Source organism: Spirillospora albida, from assembly GCF_000718255.1.
GTDB lineage: Bacteria > Actinomycetota > Actinomycetes > Streptosporangiales > Streptosporangiaceae > Spirillospora > Spirillospora albida.
The window spans coordinates 138,105-159,100 of sequence record NZ_JOFJ01000003.1 but is presented as its reverse complement, the minus strand read 5'-3'; the positions used below and the strand labels follow the sequence as shown (position 1 = coordinate 159,100).

The window sequence follows — 20,996 nt, the reverse complement described above, 5'->3', positions numbered from 1 at the left end:
TTCTGGACACATGTCCAGACTACCGTTCAGCCCGCACCCCGGCGCAAGGGGCGATTCCGTCCGGTTCGGGCCCGGTCCCGCTCGGGGGGCCGCGCCGTGAGGAGGGTCACCCGGGCCGGAGTGTTGTCGGGCGGGGACGGCGGCGGTAGGTTTTTGGACAGTTCGTCAATAGGTGCGACGGAGGCCGCATGACCGTTCGGCTCGAGCCGGAGCATCTCGTCCTGCAGGCCCGTGACGTGCGGTTCGACTGGGCGGACGTGCCGCTGCACTGGATCCCCGGCGACCCCGTGGCCACCCATCTGATCAACGTGCTGCACATGCTCCTGCCGGCCGGGGAGGAGTGGTTCGTCCGGGTGTTCAAGGAGGCCCTGCCCCGCATCCGGGACGAGCGGCTCCGCGAGGACGTGCTCGGGTTCATCGGGCAGGAGGCGGTGCACGCGTCGTCGCACGACGGGGTCCTCGACCACTTCCAGGAGCAGGGGCTCGACGTGCGGCCGTTCCTCCGGCAGGTCGAGTTCGTCTTCGAGGACCTCCTCGGCGACCGCGGCGCGACCGGCGACCGGGCCCGCGCGTGGCTGGTCGAGCGGATCTCCATCATCGCCGCCATCGAGCACTTCACCGGCGTGCTGGGCGACTGGATCCTCAACGCGGACGCCCTGGACGCGGCGGGCGCCGACCCGACGATGCTCGACCTGCTGCGCTGGCACGGCGCCGAAGAGGTCGAGCACCGGCACGTGGCGCACGACCTGTTCATGCACCTGGACGGCTCCTACGCGGCGCGCCTGCGCGCCATGGCGCAGACGATCACGATGCTGACGCTGCTGTGGAGCCGGGGGCACCGCTTCCTGATGGCCCGCGACCCCCTGCTGAACGGGCGGGTCAGGGGCGGTCTGCACCATCTGCGGCGCACCGGCCCGGCCGGGCTCACCCCCGACCGCCGCATGGTCGGCGCGTCGATCGTCCGGTACCTGAAGCGGTCCTACAGCCCGCTGGGCGAGGGCTCGACGAGCCAGGCCCTCGCGTACCTGGCGGCCTCTCCGGCGGCGCGGGCGGCCCGGCGGTGATCCCTCCCGACCTCTACGGCCGGCGTCGCCGCGACCCGTTCTGGGTGGCCGTCAGCGCGCTGTTCGGCGCCCGGCAGCGGGTGCGGTACCTGCGCCCGCCCGCCGTCCGCGAGATCCGCCCCGTCGACCGGACGATGGACCTCGTCGTGCTGGAGGTCCGGCCGCGGGCCGACGGCGTCGTCTCGCTCCGCCTCGGCGCCCCGGACGGGCGGGTCCTGCCGTCCTGGCAGCCGGGATGCCACCTGGACGTCCTGCTCCCGGCCGGGACGCGCCAGTACTCCCTCTGCGGCGACCCCGCCGACCGGCGCGCCTACCGGATCGCCGTCCGGCGGCTGCACGGCCTGTCGGCGGAGATGCACGCCCTGTGCGAGGGGGACGTGATCCGCGTGCGGGGGCCGCGGAACGCGTTCCCGTTCCTGCGCGGCGACCGGTACCTGTTCATCGCGGGCGGCATCGGCATCACCCCGATCCTGCCGATGGTGACGGCCGCCGAACGGCTGCGCGCCGACTGGCGGCTCATCTACTGCGGCCGCGGCCGGGACTCGATGCCCTTCCTGGACGAGCTCGCGGGCGAACGCGTCCGGATCCGGACCGACGACGAGCACGGCGTGCCCGACTGCGGGGACCTGCTGGGCGACCCGGAACCGGGCACCGCCGTCTACTGCTGCGGGCCCGCGCCGATGATCGACGGCGTCCGGGCGGCGTTCGGGAGCCGGGCGGACGCGACCCTGCACTACGAGCGCTTCGCCCCCGCGCCCGTCGCGGACGGCCGCCCGTTCCGGATCGAGCTGCGGCGCTCGGGACGCGTGCTGGAGGTTCCCGCCGACCGGTCGGCCCTGGACGTCATCAAGGACGAACTGCCCGCCGTCGCGTACTCGTGCCGGCAGGGCTTCTGCGGCACGTGCCGCACGCGGGTCCTGGAGGGCGAGGTGGAGCGGCGCTCCCCGTCCGACGGCGATGACGGCGCCATGCTCATCTGCGTGTCCCGCGCGGCGGACGGCAGGCTGGCGCTCGACCTGTAAACGCGTTGCGGCCCTCCCGCGGGACCTGGCACCGTAAGGGACGTCAGGCCGCCGCGAGCGCCCGAGAGGAGGACCGGTCATGGCACGTCAGCGACTTCTGTATCGACTTCCCAGGGCGTCGCACGCCCGCCCCGGCCGGTATCCCGTCTCGTAACACCCTCCGGCCGAGCCGCGGCGAGTGACGCCACCTCGCGATCACGCGGCTCTACCCCAACCGGCAGAGGGGCCACTCTCAGGAAGTGGACGCTCCGGGTTCGAATCCCGGGAGCCGCACGCAAGCCTCCGTGGCCCTATCGGTAGAGGCGGCAGCATGAGGTGCTGTGTGCTGGGGGTTCGAATCCCTCCGGAGGTACTGAGGGGCGGCGCCGACGTCGGAGAGTCGGGCCTGACTGTAAATCAGGTGCTTCGCTGAGTGGGTTCGAATCCCACCCGCCCCACCGGGTTCCCTAGCGCGCGGCGGGCCGGTCCACGGCTTCGCGCGGCGGGGCGGTTGTTGCCAACGGGATGTTTCTGAACTAATGTCTGGACACGTGTCCGGTGAACAGCTGTCAACGACCGAGCCCACCCGTCGCCGCCTGACCGAGCGGCAGGCCGACACCGTGCGGAGGCTGACCGAAGCCGCCGTGGAGGAGCTCCGCGAGGCCGGCTACGAGGGACTGACCGTCCGCAACGTGGCCCGCCGCGCAGGCGTGGCACCCGCCACCGCCTACACCTACTTCGCCTCCAAGAACCATCTCATCACCGAGGTGTTCTGGCGGCGGCTCTCCGCGCTGCCCGAGGTGGACGCGCGCGGGCCGGCGCGCGAGCGGGTGGTGGCCGTCCTCCGGGAGATCGCCCTTCTGGTGTCGGACGAGCCCGAGCTGGCCGCGGCCTGCACGACCGCGATGCTCGGGACCGATCCGGACGTCCGGGAGCTGCGGCTGCGGATCGGCGTCGCGATCCGGGGACGGCTGCAGGCCGCCCTCAGGGAGCGCGCGGACGAGAAGATCGTGGGCGCGCTGGAGCTGGCCTACTCCGGAGCGCTCGTGCACGCGGGCATGGGCTACACGTCCTATGCCCGCATGGCCGACCGGCTCGCCGAGATGGCCGAGCTCATCCTCCCCGACCACGAGTGAGGTGACGGCTGTGGACCCAGGTTCGCAGGTCTCCTACAGCCCGTTCGACTACGCCGTCCATGAGGACCCCTACCCGTTCTACGCGCGCCTCCGCGAGGAGGCGCCGCTCTACCGCAACGACGACATCGGGTTCTGGGCGCTGTCCCGGCACGCCGACGTGTCCGCCGCGTTCCGCGACCACGCCACGTTCTCCAACGCCAACGGCGTCTCGCTGGAGCCGAGCGCGTGGGGCCCGCACGCGCCCCGGACGATGTCGTTCCTCGCGCTCGACCCGCCCCGGCACACCCGGATGCGGGCGCTCGTCTCCAAGGGGTTCACGCCCAGGCGGGTGAAGGAGATGGCGGACGGCATCCTGGAGCTGACCCGCAGGCACCTGGAACCGGCGCTGGAGAAGCGCGAGTTCGACTTCGTCGCCGACTTCGCCGGGCTCCTGCCGATGGACGTCATCTCCGAGATGATGGGCGTCCCGGAGGCCGACCGGGTCGAGGTGCGGCGGCTCGCCGACACGGTCGTCCACCGCGAGGAGGGACTCAACGACGTCCCACCCGCCGGGATGGAGGCCGCCCTCACCCTCGTCGGCTACTACGAGGACATGGTCGCCGAGCGGCGCCGCAGGCCGACGGGCGACCTCACGTCCGCGCTGCTGGACGCCGAGATCGACGGCGACCGGCTGGACGAGCGGGAGGTCATCGCCTTCCTGTTCCTGATGGTCGTCGCCGGCAACGAGACCACGACGAAGCTCCTCGCGAACGCCCTGTACTGGGCGGGGCGCAACCCGGAGCAGGGCGCGAAGCCGTTCGCCGACCCCGGACGCGTCGACGACTGGGTCGAGGAGACGCTCCGCTACGACACCTCCAGCCAGATGCTGGCCCGGACCGTCGCGCAGGACGTCACCCTCCACGGACGGGACATCCCCAAGGGCGAGCGGATGCTGCTGCTGGTCGGGTCCGCCAACCGCGACCCCCGCGTGTTCGACCGTCCGGACGAGTACGACCTGGACCGCGACACCTCCCAGCTCGTCAGCTTCGGCGGCGGCCGGCACTTCTGCCTCGGCGCCAACCTCGCCCGGCTGGAGGCCCGCATCGCGCTGACCGAGCTGGTGCGGCACGTGTCGTCCTTCGAGATCGACTTCGCCGGGGCGGAGCGCGTGCACTCGGTGAACGTGCGGGGCTTCGCGGCCCTGCCGGTGCGGGTGGAGGTCCGCTGATGCCCAGGTTCGATCCGCATCCGGAGCGGCGGCCCGCCGTCGTCGCGGGCGCCTCGTCCGGCATCGGCGCCGCGACCGCCAGCGCGTTCGCCGCGGCGGGGCACCCCGTCGCGCTCGGCGCCCGGCGCGCGGACAAGTGCGAGGAGCTGGCCGCGGCGATCCGGGCCGGCGGGGGAGAGGCCGTCGCGCTGCCCCTGGACGTCTCCGACGCCGATTCGGTCAAGGCGTTCGCGGCGGCCGCCGGCGACGCGCTCGGGCCGATCGAGGTCGTGGTGTCCAGCGCCGGCGACCTGTCCGCCGGACGCCTCCACGAACTCGACTCCGACGCGTTCCTGGCCCAGGTGCAGGTCCATCTCGTGGGCGCGCACCGGCTGGTGTCGGCGTTCGTCCCGCAGATGGTGGCGCGGCGGCGGGGCGACATCGTGTTCATCTCGTCCGACACCGTGCCCGCGCCGCGCTCCTGGACGGGCGCCTACGTCGCGGCGAAGAACGGGGTGGAGGGCATGGCCCGCACCATGCAGATGGAGCTGGAGGGCACCGGCGTGAGGGCGTCGATCGTCCGGCCCGGCCCCACCGCGACCGGCATGGGCATGGGCTGGGACGCGGAGACGACCGGCGCCGTCCTGGAGGACTGGGCCCGATGGGGACACGCCCGCCACCCCTACTTCCTGCGCCCGTCCGACGTCGCCGCCGCCGTCACCGCGATCGTCGCGACCCCGCGCGGCGCCCATCTGCGGCTCATCGAAGTCCAGCCCGAAGCCCCCCTGGAGGAGTCATGACCGCCCTGGTGGACCCCCGCGTCGTGTCGGGCGGCCCCGACCATCTGGAGGAGCTGCGCTCCGACCCGATCGCGCTGATGAAGCGCGTCCGGGAGGAATGCGGCGACGTGGGGGAGTTCCGGCTCGCCGGGCGCCGCGTCGTCCTGCTGACCGGCGCCGAGGCCAACGAGTACTTCTTCCGGTCCCCCGACGAGGAGCTCGACCAGGCCGAGGCGTACCCGTTCATGACCCCGATCTTCGGCGAGGGCGTCGTGTTCGACGCCACCCCCGAGCAGCGCCGCGAGGCCCTGCACAACCAGGCGCTCAAGGGATCGTTCCTCAAGGGGCACGCCGCGACGATCGCCGCCGAGGTCGACCGGGCGGTCGCGGGCTGGGGCGACGAGGGCGTGATCGACCTGCTCGACTTCTTCGCCGAGCTGACCATCTACACCTCGTCCGCGTGCCTGATCGGCAAGAAGTTCCGCGAGCAGCTCGACCGCCGGTTCGCCGAGCTGTACCACGATCTCGAACGCGGCACCGACGCGATCGCCTACGTCGACCCGTACGCCGACATCGAGTCGTTCCGGCGGCGCGACACCGCGCGCGCCGCGCTGGTCGAGCTCGTCCAGGGGATCATGGACGGCCGGCCGCCGAGGCCGCCCCGCGAGGACCGCGACCTCCTCGACGTCCTCATGTCCATCAAGGAGCCGGACGGCACGCCGAAGTTCACCGCCGATCAGGTCACCGGCATGTTCATCTCGATGATGTTCGCCGGGCACCACACCACGTCCGGGACGGCCGCCTGGTCGCTGATCGAGCTGCTCCGCCACCCGGACGTGCTGGCGGGTGTCGTCCAGGAGCTCGACGACCTGTACGCCGACGGCAGCGAGGTCTCGTTCCAGGCGCTCCGCACGATCCCGAGGCTGGAGTCGGCGATCAAGGAGGCGCTGCGGCTGCACCCGCCGCTGATCCTGCTCCTGCGCGTCGCCCAGTCCGACCAGGAGGTCTGCGGCCACCGCATCCCGAAGGGCACGATGGTCGGCTGCTCCCTCGCCGTCTCCAACCGCATCGAGTCCGACTTCCCCGAGCCGGACGAGTTCCGCCCCGAGCGCTACATCGCCCCCCGCGAGGAGGACCTCCTCAACCGCTGGACATGGGTGCCGTTCGGCGCCGGCCGGCACCGCTGCGTCGGCGCGAACTTCGCGATGATCCAGCTCAAGGCGATCTTCTCGGTGCTGCTGCGGGACTGGGAGTTCGAGCCCGCCCAGCCGCCCGAGACCTACCGCAACGACCACTCGAAGATGGTCGTCCAGCTCGCGCAGCCGTGCGCCGTCCGGTACCGGCGGAGGCGGCGCTGATGCGGATCGAGGCCGACCTCGACATCTGCCAGGGCCACGCCATGTGCGAGCTGGAGGCCCCCGACGTCTTCGAGGTCCCGAAGAAGGGCAAGGTCCGCGTCCTCGACCCCGAACCCCCCGACGGGCTGCGCGCGGAGGTCGCCGCGGCCGTCCGCTACTGCCCCACCCAGGCCCTCAGACTGCTGGAGACGTGATGCCGTCCTTCCCCCGAGAAGAACTCGACGCGATGGTGGAGCACTGGCTGGCGGAGAACCGCCGGTGCGAGGAGCTCGGCGACTGGCGCCCGCTCGCCGACTGCTACACCGAGGACGCCACCTACGGCTGGAACATCGGTCCGAAGCAGGACTTCATGGCCGTCGGGCGCGCGGAGATCCGCGACATCGCCCTCGGCTCCGAGATGGGCGGCCTGGACGGCTGGACGTACCCGTACCAGAGCATCCTCGTCGACGAGCGGAAGGGCGAGGTCGTCGGCTTCTGGAAGCAGGTCGCGGACGCCGAGCGCCCCGACGGCACCCCCTACGAGGTGCTCGGCATCGGCGGCAGCTGGTTCCGCTACGCCGGCGACCGGCAGTGGTCGTGGCAGCGCGACTGGTTCGACCTCGGCAACGTCACCGCGATCTTCATCGAGATGATGAAGGCGGACGTGCTGTCGGACGGGATGAAGCGGCGGCTGGAGCGGGCCGCGTCGGGCGCGAAGATCCCCGGCTACTACGCGCGGGGCGAAAGCCCCGTGCCGCTGTGGTGACGGGCGCCCGCGGCTAGATCCGCCCCTCCGGCTTCGGCGGGATCGTCGCCGTGATCGCCGGCCCGAGCTCGATGAGGACGTCCCCGGCGGGCTCGTACTCGCCGGGGACGGTCACCTCCACGTAGGCCTGCCGCGCCATGGCCGTCCAGGTCACCGGCCGGTCGACGGGATGGCCGAACCAGGAGATCCCGTTGATGTCGACCAGCCGCGACTCGGGGCGCAGGCCGGCCGGACGCGGCACGCCGCAGCGCAGCGCGATCGCGGGCGACCCCCACGCGGCCGTCAGCGGCGAATCGGGCGAGGTGTCGCGCCGCTCCCGCCCGTGCACCTTCTCGGGCAGCCGCAGGCCCGCGCACAGCCGCGCGGTCGCGCCGTCCGGCTCCGGCACCGGGACCCGGACGGCCCCGCCGGCGCATCCCGACGTCAGCAGTGCGAGCCCGACCAGGACCGGCGACACCCCTCGGCGCATGATCGTGCCCAGTGCTCTTCCTGCTCAGATATGGACGATCGGGCAGGTCAGCGTACGGGTGATGCCCTCGACGGCCTGAATCTGCGCGACGACGAGCTTGCCGAGCTCGTCCACGTTCCGCGCCTCCGCCCGGACGATCACGTCGTAGGGTCCGGTGACGTCCTCCGCGAGGGTGACGCCGGGTATGCCGGAGATCTCGCCGGCCACCTCTGCCGCCTTGCCGACTTCGGTCTGGATGAGGATGTAGGCCTGCACCATCACGTCCTCCCCGCGCGCGGGAAAATTGCGGTCGGACGATTCACCGTATCGTGTTACGCGCCGCGGTGGGCGGCCGGGGTCCCGCGGGGATCCGTGAATGCGGAACGGGGACGAACGGGAACGAATGGGAACGATCGGGGAATTGGGGGAGTTCCGGCTGATCGGGCGGCTGACGGCGCGGCTGCCGCAGGGCCCGGCCGTCCGCCTCGGGCCGGGCGACGACGCGGCGGTGATCGCGGCGCCGGACGGCCGGGTCGTCGCCACCACCGACCTCCTCGTGGAGGGACGGCACTTCCGCCGCGACTGGTCCGGCCCCTACGACATCGGCCGCAAGGCCGCCGCGCAGAACCTCGCCGACGTCGTCGCCATGGGCGCCCGCCCCACCGCGCTGCTCATCGGGTTCGCCGCCCCGGCCGAGACGCCCGTCGCATGGGCCGAACGGCTCTACGACGGGTTCGCCGACGAGTGCCGCGCCGCCGGGGCGTCCGTCGCGGGCGGGGACGTCGTCGCCGCGCCGGAGATCACGCTCGCCGTCACCGCGCTCGGCGACCTCGGCGGCGCCGCGCCGCTGACCAGGTCCGGCGCCCGTCCGGGCGATGTCGTGGCGGTGCGGGGGCGGCTCGGGTTCGCCGCCGCCGGGCTCGCCCTCCTGCTCGCCGGACGCGACGCGCCCGCCGAGCTCATCGAGGCGCACCGGCGCCCGGAACCGCCGTACGCGGCGGGCGCGGAGGCGCGCTCCCTCGGCGCGACCGCGCTGCTCGACGTCAGCGACGGGCTCGTCCAGGACCTCGGGCACATCGCGGCCGCCTCCGGTGTCGCGATCGACCTCGACCCGGCCGCGCTCCCCGTTCCCGACATTCTGGGGCGGGACGGGCGGCACCACGTCCTCACCGGCGGGGAGGACCACGCGTTCGCCGGAACCTTCCCCGCCACGGCCGCGCTGCCACCATCCTGGACACCGGTCGGGAGGGTCTCGGCCGGAACCGGGGTCACGGTGGCGGGCCGGCCCCCCGGACCCGGCGGCTGGGACCATTTCCGCATGTGAACGCATGCGGGCCAGATGTAATAGAACGTGCCGGATTGTCTGTTCGGTAGGCATGATCGGTACGGCTTTGGTATACATCCTGTGATCGAAGAGGAATGGGATGGGACGACACACCAGGCTCGAACCGCCGGACGACGATCCCCTGCCGGACGCCCGCCGCGTCCCCGGGAGAGCGTTTCCGGGCACCCCCGAGCCGTCCTACGAGGCCTTTTCCGGTCCGGCCGACGACCAGGTCGTCCTCTCGCCCTACGACCCCCGCGCCTCCCGCGAGCCGTACGAGCAGGGCCCGTCCGCGCGGACGCGGCCCGGCTCCGCGCCGCGCGACCCGTCGCGGCCCGGCTCCGCGCCGCGCGACCCGTCGCGGGTCGCCTCCGGGGCGCCCGACCCGTCACGGGTCCCGCCGCCCAGGGACCCGTCGCGCGTCGTCCCGGCGCCGCCCGCTCCCGCCCCTCCGGCGGGGTCCGCGCGCCGCGTCGCCCGGCTCGTGTCGGCGCTCCCCGTCCCGCTGCTGCCGCTCGTCTCGCTCGTCGTCGCGGTCGGCGTCGTCTCCTACACGTTCAGCACGCAGCAGATCTCCCTCAACTTCGCGGGCGGCCCGCCCCGCGACCCGGCCAGGGACGGGCAGGTGTCGCAGCGCGGGCCGGGCGGCGACGCCCGCCCCGACGGCATCGTCGTCGCGTTCCGCGTCGCGTCCCGGTCGGCGTCCGGCTTCAAGGGCACCGTCACGATCGCGAACCGGGGCGAGCGGCCCGTCGCCCGCTGGGCGCTCGCCTTCGCGATCGACGGCGTGCGGGTCCGCGAGGTCGCCGGCGCGACCGTCCAGCGGCGCGGCGCGGTGCCCTTCCTGCGCAGCCGTCCCGGCGCCACGCTGGCTCCCGGCGGCTCGGTGCGGATCGTCTACACCGCGACCGGCGCCCCGCGCAGGCCCGGAAGCTGTGTCCTGAACGGGCTGGCCTGCACCTTCGCCTGACGGCGTCGCCCGCCCCGTCGCCGTAGGGTGGAGGCATGCAGCAGACCCCCCAGGCACCGCCCCTCGTCCTCACCATCGCCGGTTCCGACTCGGGCGGCGGCGCCGGCGTCCAGGCGGACCTGAAGACGATGCTCGCCCTCGGAGTCCACGGCATGAGCGTCATCGCGGCCGTCACCGCGCAGAACTCCGTGGGAGTCCAGGGGGACTGGGAACTCCCGCCCGAGGCCGTCCGGGCGCAGATCGACTCGGTCGTGTCCGACATCGGCGTGGACGCGATCAAGACGGGGATGCTGGCGTCCAGCGCGCTCGTCGAGGTCGTCGCCGAGGCCCTCGCCGCGTCGGACGCGCCCGCCGTCGTCGACCCCGTCGGCGTCTCCAAGCACGGCGATTCGCTGCTGGCCCCCGAGGCTGTCGACGCGGTCCGCTCCCTCCTGCTGCCCGCCGCCACGGTCGTCACGCCGAACCTGTACGAGGTCGAGCAGCTCACCGGCGTCAAGGTGGTGGACGAGCGCGGCCTGCGCGAGGCCGCCGAGGCGGTCAAGGCGCTCGGCCCGCGCTGGGTCCTGATCAAGGGCGGTCATCTCCCCGGCGAGCCCGCCGACCTGCTCTTCGACGGCGAGCACGAGTACCGGTTCACCGCCCCCCGGCACGACAACCGGCACACCCACGGCACCGGCTGCACGCTGGCGTCCGCGATCGCGTCGCGTCTCGCGATGGGCGACGACGTCCCGTCCGCCGTCGCGAAGGCCAAGGAGTACGTGACCGGCGCCATCGCCGCGGGCTTCCCGCTGGGCGCCGGGATCGGCCCGGTCGACCACGGGTGGCGCATCCGCCGCTGAATCCGGCCGCCGGACGTTCCGGAACGACCCCGGGCACGCAAAAGTCGGCTCACCGAGGCGGTGAGCCGACTGAAGCGTGTGGTGCGACCGGGGTCAGACGGTCGGCTTGACGACCTTGCCGGCCTTGATGCAGGACGTGCAGGCGTTGATCCGCTTGGTGCTGCCGTTCACGACGGCGCGCACGCGCTGGATGTTGGGGTTCCAGCGGCGCGGGGTGCGGCGGTGCGAGTGGGAGACGCGCATGCCGAAACCGGGTCCCTTGCCGCAGACGTCGCAGACGGAAGCCACGGGAAACTCCAAGTGGTGTCGATGCTCTGAACCGGAGCGCCGCCCGCCGCCGCTGTCGGGCGAGACGGACATCGATTGCGCTCACTGGGGAGCGCCTCGGGACGAGGCGCATGGATCAGAGTAGCCGACCGTCCGCCGGGTAGGCGAATCGGCTGTGACCACAGGCGCGGGCCCAGGTTCCCTTGGACCGATACCGGACGGTACAGAAGGAGCATGAGCATCTGCTGCGATCGCGTGCGAAGCCGGGTTGGGGCGAGGCGGGGACCGGTGTCGCGGAAGGCGGTGCGATGAGCGCCGGTCTGGACGAGGCCGCGGTCCGGGAGTGGTGCGGGCTGGCCGGGGAGGCGCTCGGGCGCACCCGGACGGAGATCGACGCCCTCAACGTGTTCCCCGTCCCCGACGGGGACACCGGCACCAACCTGCACCTGACGGTCCTCGCGGCACGGGACGCCGCCGGGAGCCTGCCGGCCGGGGCCGGGACGGCGGAGACGTGGCGGGCGCTGCGGCAGGGCGCGCTGCTCGGGGCGCGGGGCAACTCGGGCGTGATCTTGAGCCAGGTGCTGCGCGGCCTGTCGGAGGTCCTCGGACCGCTGGAGGCGACCCCGGACGGGACGGCGTTCGCGGCGGCCCTCGAGCACGCGTCCCGGCTGGCCAGGGCCGCCGTGGAGCACCCCGTCGAGGGCACGATGCTGAGCGTCCTCGACGCGGCGGCGGGCGCGGCGGGGGACGCGTCCGGAACCGGCCTGCCGGGCGCCGCGCGCGCCGCCGCCGACGGGGCGCGGCGGGCGCTGCGCCGCACCACCGCGCAGCTGGAGGTGCTGGAGCGCAGCGGGGTCGTCGACGCGGGCGCGGCCGGCCTGTGCGTGGTCCTGGACGCCCTCGCCGCGGTGATCACCGGGGAGTACCCGGAGCGGTACGAGATCCCGGCCAGGGCGGCCGGGCAGCGGGCGGAGCAGCGGCCGGAGCCGCCGGGACCGGGGTATGAGGTCATGTACCTGCTGGACGCCCCGGACGGCGCCGTCCCGCCGCTGCGCGAGGTTCTCGACCGCCTCGGCGACTCGCTCGTCGTCGTGGGCGGGGACGGCCTGTGGAACGTCCACGTGCACGTGGACGACGCGGGAGCCGCCATCGAGGCGGGCATGGCCGCCGGCCGCCCGCACCGCGTCCGGGTGACGTACCTGCACGCGGAGGCGCACGGCCGGCCCGTCCCGCACCGGGGCCGCGCCGTGGTGGCGGTGACCGCCGCCGACGGGCTCGCGGCGCTGTTCGAGGAGTGCGGCGCGCGGGTCGTCCGGCGCGGGCCGGGGGAGGTCCCGCCGCTCGCCGTGCTGGCGGAGGCGATCCTCGCCGCGGGCGACGAGGTGGCCGTCCTGCCGAACGAGCCGGAGGTCCTCGCGCTCGCGGAGGCGGCGGCGGAGCGGGCGCGCGACGGCGGGGCGCGGATCGCGGTCGTGCCGACGAAGGCGGCGGTGCAGGGCATGGCGGCGCTCGCGGTGCACGATCCGGTGCGCCGCTTCGACGACGACGTCATCGAGATGACCCGCGCGGCGGGCGCGACCCGCTTCGGGCATCTGGAGATCGCGGCGGAGGAGGCCGTCACGACCGTCGGCCTGTGCCAGCCCGGCGACGTCCTCGGCCTGATCGAGGGGGACGTCGCGATGATCGGCAAGGACCTCGCGGGCGTCGCGCGGCACGTCCTGTACCGCATGCTGTCGGGCGGCGGCGAGCTCGTCACCCTGATCGCGGGCGTGCACGCCGCGCCGGGCCTCGCCGAGGACCTGGAGGCCCGGGTGCGGGAACGGCGCCCGGACGTGGAGGTCGGCGTCTACGCGGGCGGCCAGGAGAGGTTTCCGCTGCTCATCGGTGTCGAGTGAACGCGTCGTATCCATCGGCTAGAAAAGGACCGTGGCGAAACTCGACGAGCCGTTGCGCAAGGTCCTCGGCGACAAGACGGCGAAGGTGCTCGACAAGGGCCTCGACCTGCGCACGGTCGGCGACCTGCTGCACCACTACCCGCGCCGCTACGCGCACCGGGGCGAGCTGACGCCCCTGAGCGGCCTGCAGGACGGCGAGCACGTCACGGTCATGGCGGAGGTCGTGAAGGTCCAGGGCCGCACCCTCACCCGCAGCCCCGGCTACGTCCTGGAGATCACCGTCACGGACGGCACGGGCACCCTCAAGCTCAGCTTCTTCGGCCGGAAGGGCTCCTACATCCCCGAACGGGACCTCTCACCCGGCACCCGCGGCCTGTTCGCCGGCAAGATCAGCACCTACCGGCCGCGCTCGGGCGGGGAGCAGCGCCAGCTCACCCACCCGCAGTACAAGGTCGTCGAGGAGAAGTCCGCCGAGCGGGCGGCGCAGGAGTGGGCGGACGAGATCATCCCGGTCCATCCGTCGACGAAGGGCCTCGACATCGAGGCGATCGGCAAGGCGGTCGGGATCGTCCTCGACCGGCTCGACCTGCCCGACGACCCGATGCCGGCGGAGCTGCTGCGCCGCCGCGGCCTGATCGGCCTGCGGGAGGCGTACGAGGGCATCCACCGGCCCCGGACGTGGGACGAGCTGGGCCGGGCGAAGAAGCGCCTGAAATGGGACGAGGCGTTCGTCGTCCAGATCGCCCTGGCGCAGCGCCGCCGCGCCGCCGCCGCGCTGCCCGCGACCCCGCGCCCGCCGTCCTTCGGCGGCATCCTCGCCGAGTTCGACGCGCGCCTGCCGTTCGAGCTGACGGAAGGCCAGCGCGAGGTCGGCGACGAGATCGCCGCCGACCTGGCCCGCGAGCACCCCATGCACCGCCTCCTGCAGGGCGACGTCGGCAGCGGCAAGACGGTGGTCGCGCTGCGGGCGATGCTCCAGGTGGTCGACGGGGGCGGGCAGGCGGCGCTGCTCGCGCCGACGGAGGTGCTCGCGCAGCAGCACCACCGGTCGATCACGGCGCTGCTCGGCGATCTGGCGCGGGCCGGGCAGATCGGCGGTGCCGAGAACGCGACGCGGGTCGCGCTGCTGACCGGCTCGCAGGGCGCGAAGGCGCGCAAGGCGGCGCTGCTGGACGCGGCGTCCGGGGCGGCCGGGATCGTGGTGGGCACGCACGCGCTGCTCCAGGAGAGCGTCCAGTTCGCCGATCTCGGGCTCGTCGTCGTGGACGAGCAGCACCGGTTCGGCGTGGAGCAGCGGGACGCGCTGCGGGAGAAGGTCGCCGGGGGCCGCCCGCACGTGCTGGTGATGACGGCGACGCCCATCCCCCGGACGGTCGCGATGACCGTGTTCGGCGACCTGGAGACGTCCGTGCTCGGGCAGCTTCCGGCCGGGCGGTCGGAGATCAGGACGCACGTGGTGCCGCCGGAGCGGCCGGCCTTCCTGGCCCGGGTTTGGGAGCGCATCCGGGAGGAGGCCGCGCAGGGCCGCCAGATCTACATCGTCTGCCCCCGCATCGGTGAGCAGGAGGGCGACGAGGGGGACGTGACCGCGCCGGAGGAGGGCCGCCGGTCCCCGCTGGGGATCATGGAGCTGCTGCCGAAGCTGGAGGAGATCCTCGCGGGCCTGCGCGTCGGGGTCCTGCACGGGAAGCTGCACCCCGACGAGAAGGACGCGGTGATGCGCCGGTTCGCGGCGGGCGGGCTGGACGTCCTGCTCGCCACCACGGTGATCGAGGTCGGCGTGGACGTCGCGAACGCGACCGTCATGGTCATCATGGACGCGGACCGGTTCGGGGTGTCGCAGCTCCACCAGCTCCGCGGCCGGGTCGGGCGGGGCTCGCTGCACGGGCTGTGCCTGCTGGTGACGGACGCCGAGCCCGGGAGCAAGGCGAGGGAGCGCCTGGACGCGGTCGCGTCGACCACCGACGGGTTCGCGTTGTCGCGCCTCGACCTGGAGCAGCGCCGGGAGGGCGACGTGCTGGGCGCGGCGCAGGCGGGCCGCGCGTCCAGCCTGCGGCTGCTGACCCTGCAGAGGGACGAGGACGTGATCCTCGACGCCCGCGAGGAGGCGACCGCCCTCGTCGGGGACGACCCGGAGCTGGCCCGGCATCCGGGGCTGGCGACGGTGCTGTCGTCGCTGCTGGACGAGGAGCGGGCCGACTTCCTAGAAAAGGGATGATTTCCTACCGGAATTGTTGACATTTCGCCGCGTCGGGGGCACGATCTCGTCATGGGCCCCGGAGGCACGGCCGGGGCGCGCGGAGGGCGGGACGCGCTCGGGGTGGGGGCGTCCCGCCCGCCTCCGCCCGCCGGGATACTGAGGGGATGACCAGGGTCATCGCGGGCAGTGCGGGCGGACGGCGGCTGGCCGTTCCGCCCGGACGGGACACCAGGCCGACCAGCGACAGGGCCCGGGAGGGCCTGTTCTCCACCGTCCTCGCCCTCCTCGGGCCCCTCGACGGCCTCCGCGTCGCCGACCTGTACGCGGGTTCGGGCGCCGTCGGGCTGGAGGCCCTGTCGAGAGGCGCCGCGCACGCGCTGCTCGTCGAGTCGCACCCACGCGCGATGAGGGTCATCCGGCAGAACGCGGACGCGCTGGGGCTGCCCGGCGCGGTGCCGTGCGCCGACAAGGTGGAGCGGCTCGTCCGGACGCCGCCGGCGGAACCCTACGACCTGGTCTTCATCGACCCGCCGTACGCGCTGCCCGACGCGTCCGTCGAGGCGCTCCTGGCCGACCTGCGCGATCAGCGCTGGACGGCGCCCGACGCGCTGGTCGTCGTTGAGCGCGCGGCGCGCGGCCCCGCGCTACGGTGGCCCGACGGGTACGAGGCCGAACGGGACCGGCGCTACGGCGAGGCCGTGTTCTGGTACGGACGGCCCTCGGAGGAGGCGGAGTCGGCCGGGTAGGGGCGGTGCCATGAGACCGGGGATCGACCGCGCGTTGGGGCGCGCTTGGGTCGTCACGGCGGTCATGACCGTCGGTTTGATGGTGAACGTCACCTACGTCCAGGGGTTCCAGGCGCAGGATCTGCGCGACGACCCGCAGAACGCGCGGCGGCTCGCCGACCGGCACCGGATCGAGCGCGGGCCGATCGTGGCGGGCGGGGAGCGGCTCGCCTGGTCGCAGCCGGCCGGCGACGGGCAGCGCTACCTGCGCCGCTACAGGAACGGCCCCGTCTTCGCCCCGGTCACCGGCTACTTCTCGCCGTTCTCGGAGACCCGCCTGGAGAGCGCCGGGAACCACATCCTGGACGGCACCGACCCGCGCTTCGCCACCACGAGCCTCGTCGACCGCCTCCTCGGCGAGCGGATCCCGGGCGGCACCGTGCACGCGACCGTCGACCCGGACGCGCAGCGCGCCGCCTACCGCGCGCTGAAGGCGAGCGGGGCCCGCCGCGCCGCGGCCGTCGCCCTGGACGCGGAGACCGGCGCGATCCTGGTGCTCGCCTCGACCCCGTCCTACGACCCCGGCGAGGTGTCCGTGCTGGACGGGGAGAAGGCGCAGCGGGCGTTCGCGCGGCTCGGCGCCCAGCCGCTCAAGCCGCTGCTGGACAAGGCGACCGGCGAGCTCTTCCCGCCCGGGTCCACGTTCAAGACCGTCGTCGCGTCGGCCGCGCTCGCCGCCGGCGCCGACGCCGGGACGGGGGTCAGGGCCGGCCGCCGCTACCGGGCGCCCGGCGCCGGACAGGCGATCAACAACGACGAGAGCGACATCGGCGGCGACTGCGACCGGCCGTCCATCCCGCTGCTGACCGCGTACGCGCAGTCGTGCAACACCACGTTCGCCTTCATGGGGGCGGAGGAGCCCGGGAACGAGGCCGTCCACGCGAAGGCGGGCGAGTACGGGTTCGGGACGCGGATCGAGATCGCGAACGGGCTGCGGAGCGCCGCCGCCTCGTTCCCCCGGACCGGCGAGCCCGCGCTCAGCGCCCTCGCGTCGATCGGGCAGGGGAGCACGGTCGCGACGCCCCTGCAGATGGCCATGGTCGCGTCCGCCGCGATCAACGACGGGGAGGTCATGGTGCCCCATCTCGTCCAGCGGTTCACCGCCGCCGACGGCACCGAGATCGGACGCACGCGACCGCGCCGCCTCGGCCGGGCGATGACGTCCGGGCAGGCGGCGGACATGCAGCGGATGATGGAGGCGGTCGTGGCGAAGGGCACCGCGACGCGGCTGCGCGGGACGTCCGTCCGCGGCGGGAAGACGGGGACCGCCGACATCGAGGGGGCCGGTTACAACGACCGCTGGTTCATCGGCTTCGGCCCCCGGGAGGACCCGAGGTACGCGGTCGCGGTCATGACGGAGGCGCCGGGGTACGGGATCGAGTCGGGGCCGATCGTCGCCGAGATCATCGACGCGCTGCGGGGCTGAGCGGGGGCCGGCGCATCGGGAGGTCCCGGATGAAAACGCACCGAACCGGATTTGGTACGGTCGCGCCGCAGGTCAGAATTCGGGACCGAAGGGGTTCATCTCGTGCGTCGTGTCGTCTGTCCGGGATCGTTCGACCCCGTCACCAACGGGCACCTCGACATCATCAGCCGCGCCTCCCGGCTCTACGACGAGGTCGTCGTCGCCGTGCTGATCAACAAGAACAAGAAGAGCCTGTTCACCGTCGACGAGCGCGCCGCGATGATCGCCGACGTGGTCAGGGAGTACGGCAACGTCAAGGTCGACACCTTCTACGGGCTGACCGTCGACTACTGCAAGGAACAGGACATCCCGGTGATCGTCCGGGGTCTGCGGGCCGTCAGCGACTACGAGTACGAGCTGCAGATGGCGCAGATGAACCACCGCATCTCCGGCGTCGAGACGCTGTTCATGGCGACGAACCCCGAGTACGCGTTCCTGTCGTCCAGCCTCATGAAGGAGGTCGTGAAGTTCGGCGGGGACATCTCCGGGCTCGTCCCCGACTCCGTCCACGACCGGCTCGTGGAGCGCCTCCGGCAGGAGGGCTGACCCCGCCCCGTCCCTGATCCGCAGGTCGGTGGGCCGCGAGTTGGGACAGAGTCCGGCCGTCCGATACCCTTGGACGTCGGCCATCTCGGCCGCAGTCCTTCGCATGCCGCACGGAAGCAGGAATCCACTCTGTCTCGCCTCGATCCCCACGCCCCTCTCGTGCTCGACACCCGAGCTCTTGGCCGGCAGCCCGGGTCGTCGCGGGAGGAGCACGTGACCGCGCCGGCCCCGGAGAACTTCGGCATCGAGATGATCGGAGCCCCCGCGGGCGCGCCCATCGAGCTCGATCTCAGGCTCGAGGCGGTGCTCGAAGGGGTCCTGGTCACGGGCACCGCGACGCTGCCCCTGCAGGGGGAGTGCGCGCGTTGCCTCGACCCGATCGCCTCGACGTTCGAGGCGGACTTCCAGGAGCTCTTCGTCTATCCTGACACCCGCTCCGGCGGGAACGCGGACGACGACGAGCTCCGCCTCGAGGACGATCTGATCGACCTCGAACCGGTGCTCCGCGACGCGGTGGTGCTCGCACTGCCGCTGTCGCCGCTGTGCCGGGACGACTGTCCGGGCCTGTGCCCGGAGTGCGGTGCGCGGCTGGCGGACGCCGGCCCGGAGCACCACCATGACGTCGCCGACCCCCGGTGGGCGGCGCTGCAGGGCCTCGCCGGCGACATGCCGGCGTCCCCGACCGGGGGGAGCGGGAGCCCCGGCTCCCGCGGAACAACCGACCGACGAGAAGGAAAGCAGGAGGGCTGACATGGCCGTCCCGAAGCGGAAGAAGTCGCGGAGCAACACGCGGCACCGGCGTTCGCAGTGGAAGGCCGCGGCGCCGAACCTGGTCGAGTGCCCGACCTGCCGCGACAAGAAGCTCCCGCACACCGCCTGCGCGACGTGCGGCACCTACGACCGGCGGCAGGTCACCAGCCCGTCGGCCTGACACTTCTCGCATCCTGGGGGGCGGCACCGCGCGCGGCGCGGCCGCCCCTCACGGTGCGGGGGGATCCCACCCCGAAAACCGACCACCCGGCGCGCGACGTCGGCGTGGTGACCGGCGCGGAGACCCGCGCCCGGAGCCGTGGTGCACGCCGGGCCGAACGACCGGCGCGCACCTCGTCTTCGCGGAGCGCTCTCTCCCGGACGTCCGCCGTCCCGGCGTCCCCGCATACCGGCGGGATCCGGCGGCCGCGGCCCCGCCCGGCGCCGGGCGTCCCCGCCGTACCGGCCCCCGGCCCGCGCGCCACGACGGCGGCCGCGCCCCCGTGCGGTCGCCCGGCCTGCGAGGAGGGCCTGTGAGCGCGAAGAAGAACGACCCCGCCCCCGACCGCGCCGAGCTCAGCCGTGCGCTGGGCGTCGCGATCGACGACGACCTGCTCGAGCGGGCGCTGACGCACCGCTCGTACGCCTACGAGAACGGCGGCCTGCCGACCAACGAGCGGCTGGAGTTCCTCGGCGACTCCGTCCTCGGCCTCGTGGTCACCGACACCCTGTTCCGCGGGCACCCGGACCTGCCCGAGGGGCAGCTCGCCAAGCTGCGCGCGGCCGTCGTCAACATGCGGGCGCTCGCCGGGGTGGCCCGCGACCTCGGTGTCGGCGCCCACATCAGGCTCGGCCGCGGCGAGGAGGGCACCGGCGGGCGCGACAAGGCGTCGATCCTCGCCGACACCCTCGAGGCGCTGATCGGCGCCGTGTACTTCGACCGGGGCCTGGACGAGGCGTCGGCCCTGGTGCACCGGCTGTTCGACGGGCTCATCGCCCGCTCGGCGGGCCTCGGCGCGGGCCTCGACTGGAAGACCTCCCTCCAGGAGCTCACCGCCGTGGAGGAACTCGGCGTCCCCGAGTACAACGTCGCCGAGAGCGGCCCCGACCACCAGAAGACGTTCCGGGCGTCCGTCCGCGTGGGCGGGACGACCTACGGATCGGGTGAGGGCCGCAGCAAGAAGGAGGCGGAGCAGCACGCCGCCGAGGCCGCCTGGACCGCCATACGCGAGGTCGTCGCGGCCCGGGAGGCGGCCGAGTCGGCGTCCGAGACGGTACCGCCGGGGTCGCGGCCGGTCCCCCCGGCGCCCGGGACGCCCGCCGCCCCGGCCGGGCGCACCGGTGCCTGAGCTCCCCGAGGTCGAGGTCGTCCGGCGCGGGCTGGAGCGCTGGACGGCCGGGCGCGCGATCGCGTCGGCGGAGGTTCTGCACGCCCGCGCCGTGCGGCGGCACGCGGCGGGCGCCGCCGATTTCGCCGGCCGGCTCGCGGGCCGCGCGATCGGCACTCCCCGGCGGCGCGGCAAGTACCTGTGGCTGCCGCTGGACGACGCGGACGGGCCGGGGGAGGCGCTGCTGGCCCATCTGGGGATGAGCGGCCAGCTCCTCGTCGCGGAGCCGGACCGGGAGCCCGAAAAGCACCTGCGGGTCCGGATCCGGTTCGCCGACGGCGGCCGCGACCTCCGCTTCGTCGACCAGCGGACCTTCGGCCACCTCATGGTCGCCGATCTCGTGCCCGACCGCTTCGGCGGAGCCGTTCCCGAACCGGTCGCGCACATCGCCGCCGATCCCCTGGAGGACGCGTTCGACGCGGAGGCGTTCTTCCGTGCCCTGCGCCGCCGCAGGACCGGCATCAAGCGCGCCCTCCTCGACCAGACGCTGATCAGCGGGGTCGGCAACATCTACGCCGACGAGGCGCTGTGGCGGGCCGGGCTGCACTGGGCGCGTCCGACCGAGACGATGACCCGGGCCCAGGCCGAACGGGTCCTGGAGGCCGCCAGGGAGGTCATGTCGGCCGCGCTGGCGGTGGGCGGGACGTCCTTCGACAGCCTCTACGTCGACGTGAACGGGGAGAGCGGCTACTTCGAGCGGTCGCTGGACGCCTACGGCCGCCGGGACGAGCCGTGCCGGCGTTGCGGGACCCCGATCCGCCGCGACGTGTTCATGAACCGGTCGTCCTACAGCTGCCCGGGGTGCCAGCCCCGCCCCCGGCGGGCACGTTACTGAGCGTGTCCGATCGGA

At 73.7% G+C, this 20,996-nt stretch carries 23 protein-coding genes and 3 tRNA genes; 23 read left to right on the top strand and 3 right to left on the bottom strand.

Going from position 1 to position 20,996, the window contains the following annotated elements; translation table 11 throughout:
• The first annotated feature begins 188 nt into the window (after positions 1–188).
• The 11 genes from IE99_RS0105305 to IE99_RS0105255 all read left to right on the top strand — a co-directional run bounded on the left by IE99_RS0105305 (position 189) and on the right by IE99_RS0105255 (position 7,269).
• On the top strand, positions 189–1,064 hold the full coding sequence (locus tag IE99_RS0105305) for a metal-dependent hydrolase (protein WP_030164428.1): 876 nt from the start codon (positions 189–191) through the stop codon (positions 1,062–1,064).
• Positions 1,061–2,086 carry a PDR/VanB family oxidoreductase gene (locus tag IE99_RS0105300; RefSeq protein ID WP_030164426.1) on the top strand — a complete coding sequence of 342 codons (1,026 nt, stop codon included), beginning with the start codon at positions 1,061–1,063 and terminating at the stop codon, positions 2,084–2,086. Before IE99_RS0105305 ends, IE99_RS0105300 begins: the two co-directional genes overlap by 4 nt.
• Before the next feature lie 199 nt (positions 2,087–2,285).
• Positions 2,286–2,359 (top strand) — tRNA-Leu (locus tag IE99_RS0105295).
• A 5-nt stretch (positions 2,360–2,364) separates the two neighbouring features.
• Positions 2,365–2,438: transfer RNA gene (locus IE99_RS0105290), tRNA-Leu, on the top strand.
• A gap of 4 nt (positions 2,439–2,442) precedes the next feature.
• Positions 2,443–2,523: transfer RNA gene (locus tag IE99_RS0105285), tRNA-Tyr, on the top strand.
• Between the two features lie 93 nt (positions 2,524–2,616).
• Positions 2,617–3,201, top strand: coding sequence for a TetR/AcrR family transcriptional regulator (locus IE99_RS0105280; RefSeq protein ID WP_245623070.1), 585 nt, complete (start codon positions 2,617–2,619; stop codon positions 3,199–3,201).
• Between the two features lie 10 nt (positions 3,202–3,211).
• Positions 3,212–4,408, top strand: coding sequence for a cytochrome P450 (locus tag IE99_RS0105275; protein ID WP_245623069.1), 1,197 nt, complete (start codon positions 3,212–3,214; stop codon positions 4,406–4,408).
• On the top strand, positions 4,408–5,187 hold the full coding sequence (locus IE99_RS0105270; RefSeq protein ID WP_030164417.1) for an SDR family oxidoreductase: 780 nt from the start codon (positions 4,408–4,410) through the stop codon (positions 5,185–5,187). Before IE99_RS0105275 ends, IE99_RS0105270 begins: the two co-directional genes overlap by 1 nt.
• The gene (locus IE99_RS0105265) at positions 5,184–6,524 is read left to right on the top strand and encodes a cytochrome P450 (RefSeq protein ID WP_030164414.1); all 1,341 of its coding nucleotides are present in this window, start codon (positions 5,184–5,186) and stop codon (positions 6,522–6,524) included. Before IE99_RS0105270 ends, IE99_RS0105265 begins: the two co-directional genes overlap by 4 nt.
• Positions 6,524–6,718 (top strand): ferredoxin, encoded by a 195-nt coding sequence (locus IE99_RS0105260; protein WP_030164411.1) that lies wholly within the window; start codon positions 6,524–6,526, stop codon positions 6,716–6,718. Before IE99_RS0105265 ends, IE99_RS0105260 begins: the two co-directional genes overlap by 1 nt.
• Entirely contained in the window at positions 6,718–7,269 is a 552-nt protein-coding gene (locus IE99_RS0105255) for a nuclear transport factor 2 family protein (protein ID WP_030164408.1), read from the top strand. Before IE99_RS0105260 ends, IE99_RS0105255 begins: the two co-directional genes overlap by 1 nt.
• Before the next feature lie 13 nt (positions 7,270–7,282).
• Here IE99_RS0105255 and IE99_RS0105250 read toward each other — a convergent pair whose 3' ends face one another.
• Complete coding sequence (locus tag IE99_RS0105250) at positions 7,283–7,726, bottom strand: DUF3515 domain-containing protein (protein WP_245623068.1); 444 nt, start codon at positions 7,724–7,726, stop codon at positions 7,283–7,285.
• 36 nt (positions 7,727–7,762) lie between these two features.
• Entirely contained in the window at positions 7,763–7,996 is a 234-nt protein-coding gene (locus IE99_RS0105245; protein WP_030164403.1) for an Lrp/AsnC family transcriptional regulator, read from the bottom strand.
• Between the two features lie 124 nt (positions 7,997–8,120).
• Here IE99_RS0105245 and IE99_RS0105240 point away from each other — a divergent pair, with 124 nt between their 5' ends.
• The 3 genes from IE99_RS0105240 to thiD all read left to right on the top strand — a co-directional run bounded on the left by IE99_RS0105240 (position 8,121) and on the right by thiD (position 10,850).
• Positions 8,121–9,041, top strand: coding sequence for a thiamine-phosphate kinase (locus IE99_RS0105240; RefSeq protein WP_030164400.1), 921 nt, complete (start codon positions 8,121–8,123; stop codon positions 9,039–9,041).
• Positions 9,042–9,141: 100 nt separating this feature from the next.
• On the top strand, positions 9,142–10,011 hold the full coding sequence (locus IE99_RS30040; protein ID WP_051712056.1) for a cellulose binding domain-containing protein: 870 nt from the start codon (positions 9,142–9,144) through the stop codon (positions 10,009–10,011).
• 35 nt (positions 10,012–10,046) lie between these two features.
• Positions 10,047–10,850 (top strand): bifunctional hydroxymethylpyrimidine kinase/phosphomethylpyrimidine kinase, encoded by an 804-nt coding sequence (thiD, locus tag IE99_RS0105230; RefSeq protein ID WP_030164394.1) that lies wholly within the window; start codon positions 10,047–10,049, stop codon positions 10,848–10,850.
• A gap of 93 nt (positions 10,851–10,943) precedes the next feature.
• Here the strand turns inward: thiD and rpmB are convergent, their stop codons facing one another.
• A complete protein-coding gene (rpmB, locus tag IE99_RS0105225) occupies positions 10,944–11,138 on the bottom strand; it encodes a 50S ribosomal protein L28 (protein WP_030164391.1) in 195 nt (64 codons plus the stop codon).
• Between the two features lie 287 nt (positions 11,139–11,425).
• Here rpmB and IE99_RS0105220 point away from each other — a divergent pair, with 287 nt between their 5' ends.
• The 9 genes from IE99_RS0105220 to mutM all read left to right on the top strand — a co-directional run bounded on the left by IE99_RS0105220 (position 11,426) and on the right by mutM (position 20,981).
• The gene (locus IE99_RS0105220; protein WP_030164388.1) at positions 11,426–13,012 is read left to right on the top strand and encodes a DAK2 domain-containing protein; all 1,587 of its coding nucleotides are present in this window, start codon (positions 11,426–11,428) and stop codon (positions 13,010–13,012) included.
• 31 nt (positions 13,013–13,043) lie between these two features.
• A complete protein-coding gene (gene recG / locus IE99_RS0105215) occupies positions 13,044–15,230 on the top strand; it encodes an ATP-dependent DNA helicase RecG (protein WP_030164385.1) in 2,187 nt (728 codons plus the stop codon).
• 146 nt (positions 15,231–15,376) lie between these two features.
• Complete coding sequence (rsmD, locus tag IE99_RS0105210) at positions 15,377–15,958, top strand: 16S rRNA (guanine(966)-N(2))-methyltransferase RsmD (RefSeq protein WP_030164382.1); 582 nt, start codon at positions 15,377–15,379, stop codon at positions 15,956–15,958.
• A gap of 79 nt (positions 15,959–16,037) precedes the next feature.
• Positions 16,038–17,423, top strand: a complete 1,386-nt coding sequence (locus tag IE99_RS0105205; protein WP_245623067.1) for a penicillin-binding transpeptidase domain-containing protein — start codon at positions 16,038–16,040, stop codon at positions 17,421–17,423.
• A 102-nt stretch (positions 17,424–17,525) separates the two neighbouring features.
• Entirely contained in the window at positions 17,526–18,008 is a 483-nt protein-coding gene (gene coaD / locus IE99_RS0105200; protein WP_030164375.1) for a pantetheine-phosphate adenylyltransferase, read from the top strand.
• Between the two features lie 159 nt (positions 18,009–18,167).
• Positions 18,168–18,758: a YceD family protein gene (locus tag IE99_RS0105195; protein WP_030164373.1), complete on the top strand. Its 591-nt coding sequence runs from the start codon at positions 18,168–18,170 to the stop codon at positions 18,756–18,758.
• A gap of 1 nt (position 18,759) precedes the next feature.
• Positions 18,760–18,939, top strand: coding sequence for a 50S ribosomal protein L32 (gene rpmF / locus IE99_RS0105190; RefSeq protein WP_030164370.1), 180 nt, complete (start codon positions 18,760–18,762; stop codon positions 18,937–18,939).
• A gap of 352 nt (positions 18,940–19,291) precedes the next feature.
• Positions 19,292–20,107, top strand: a complete 816-nt coding sequence (gene rnc, locus IE99_RS0105185; RefSeq protein ID WP_084219300.1) for a ribonuclease III — start codon at positions 19,292–19,294, stop codon at positions 20,105–20,107.
• Positions 20,100–20,981: a bifunctional DNA-formamidopyrimidine glycosylase/DNA-(apurinic or apyrimidinic site) lyase gene (gene mutM / locus IE99_RS0105180; RefSeq protein WP_030164365.1), complete on the top strand. Its 882-nt coding sequence runs from the start codon at positions 20,100–20,102 to the stop codon at positions 20,979–20,981. The genes rnc and mutM overlap by 8 nt, the downstream gene beginning before the upstream one ends.
• The last annotated feature ends 15 nt before the right edge of the window (positions 20,982–20,996 follow it).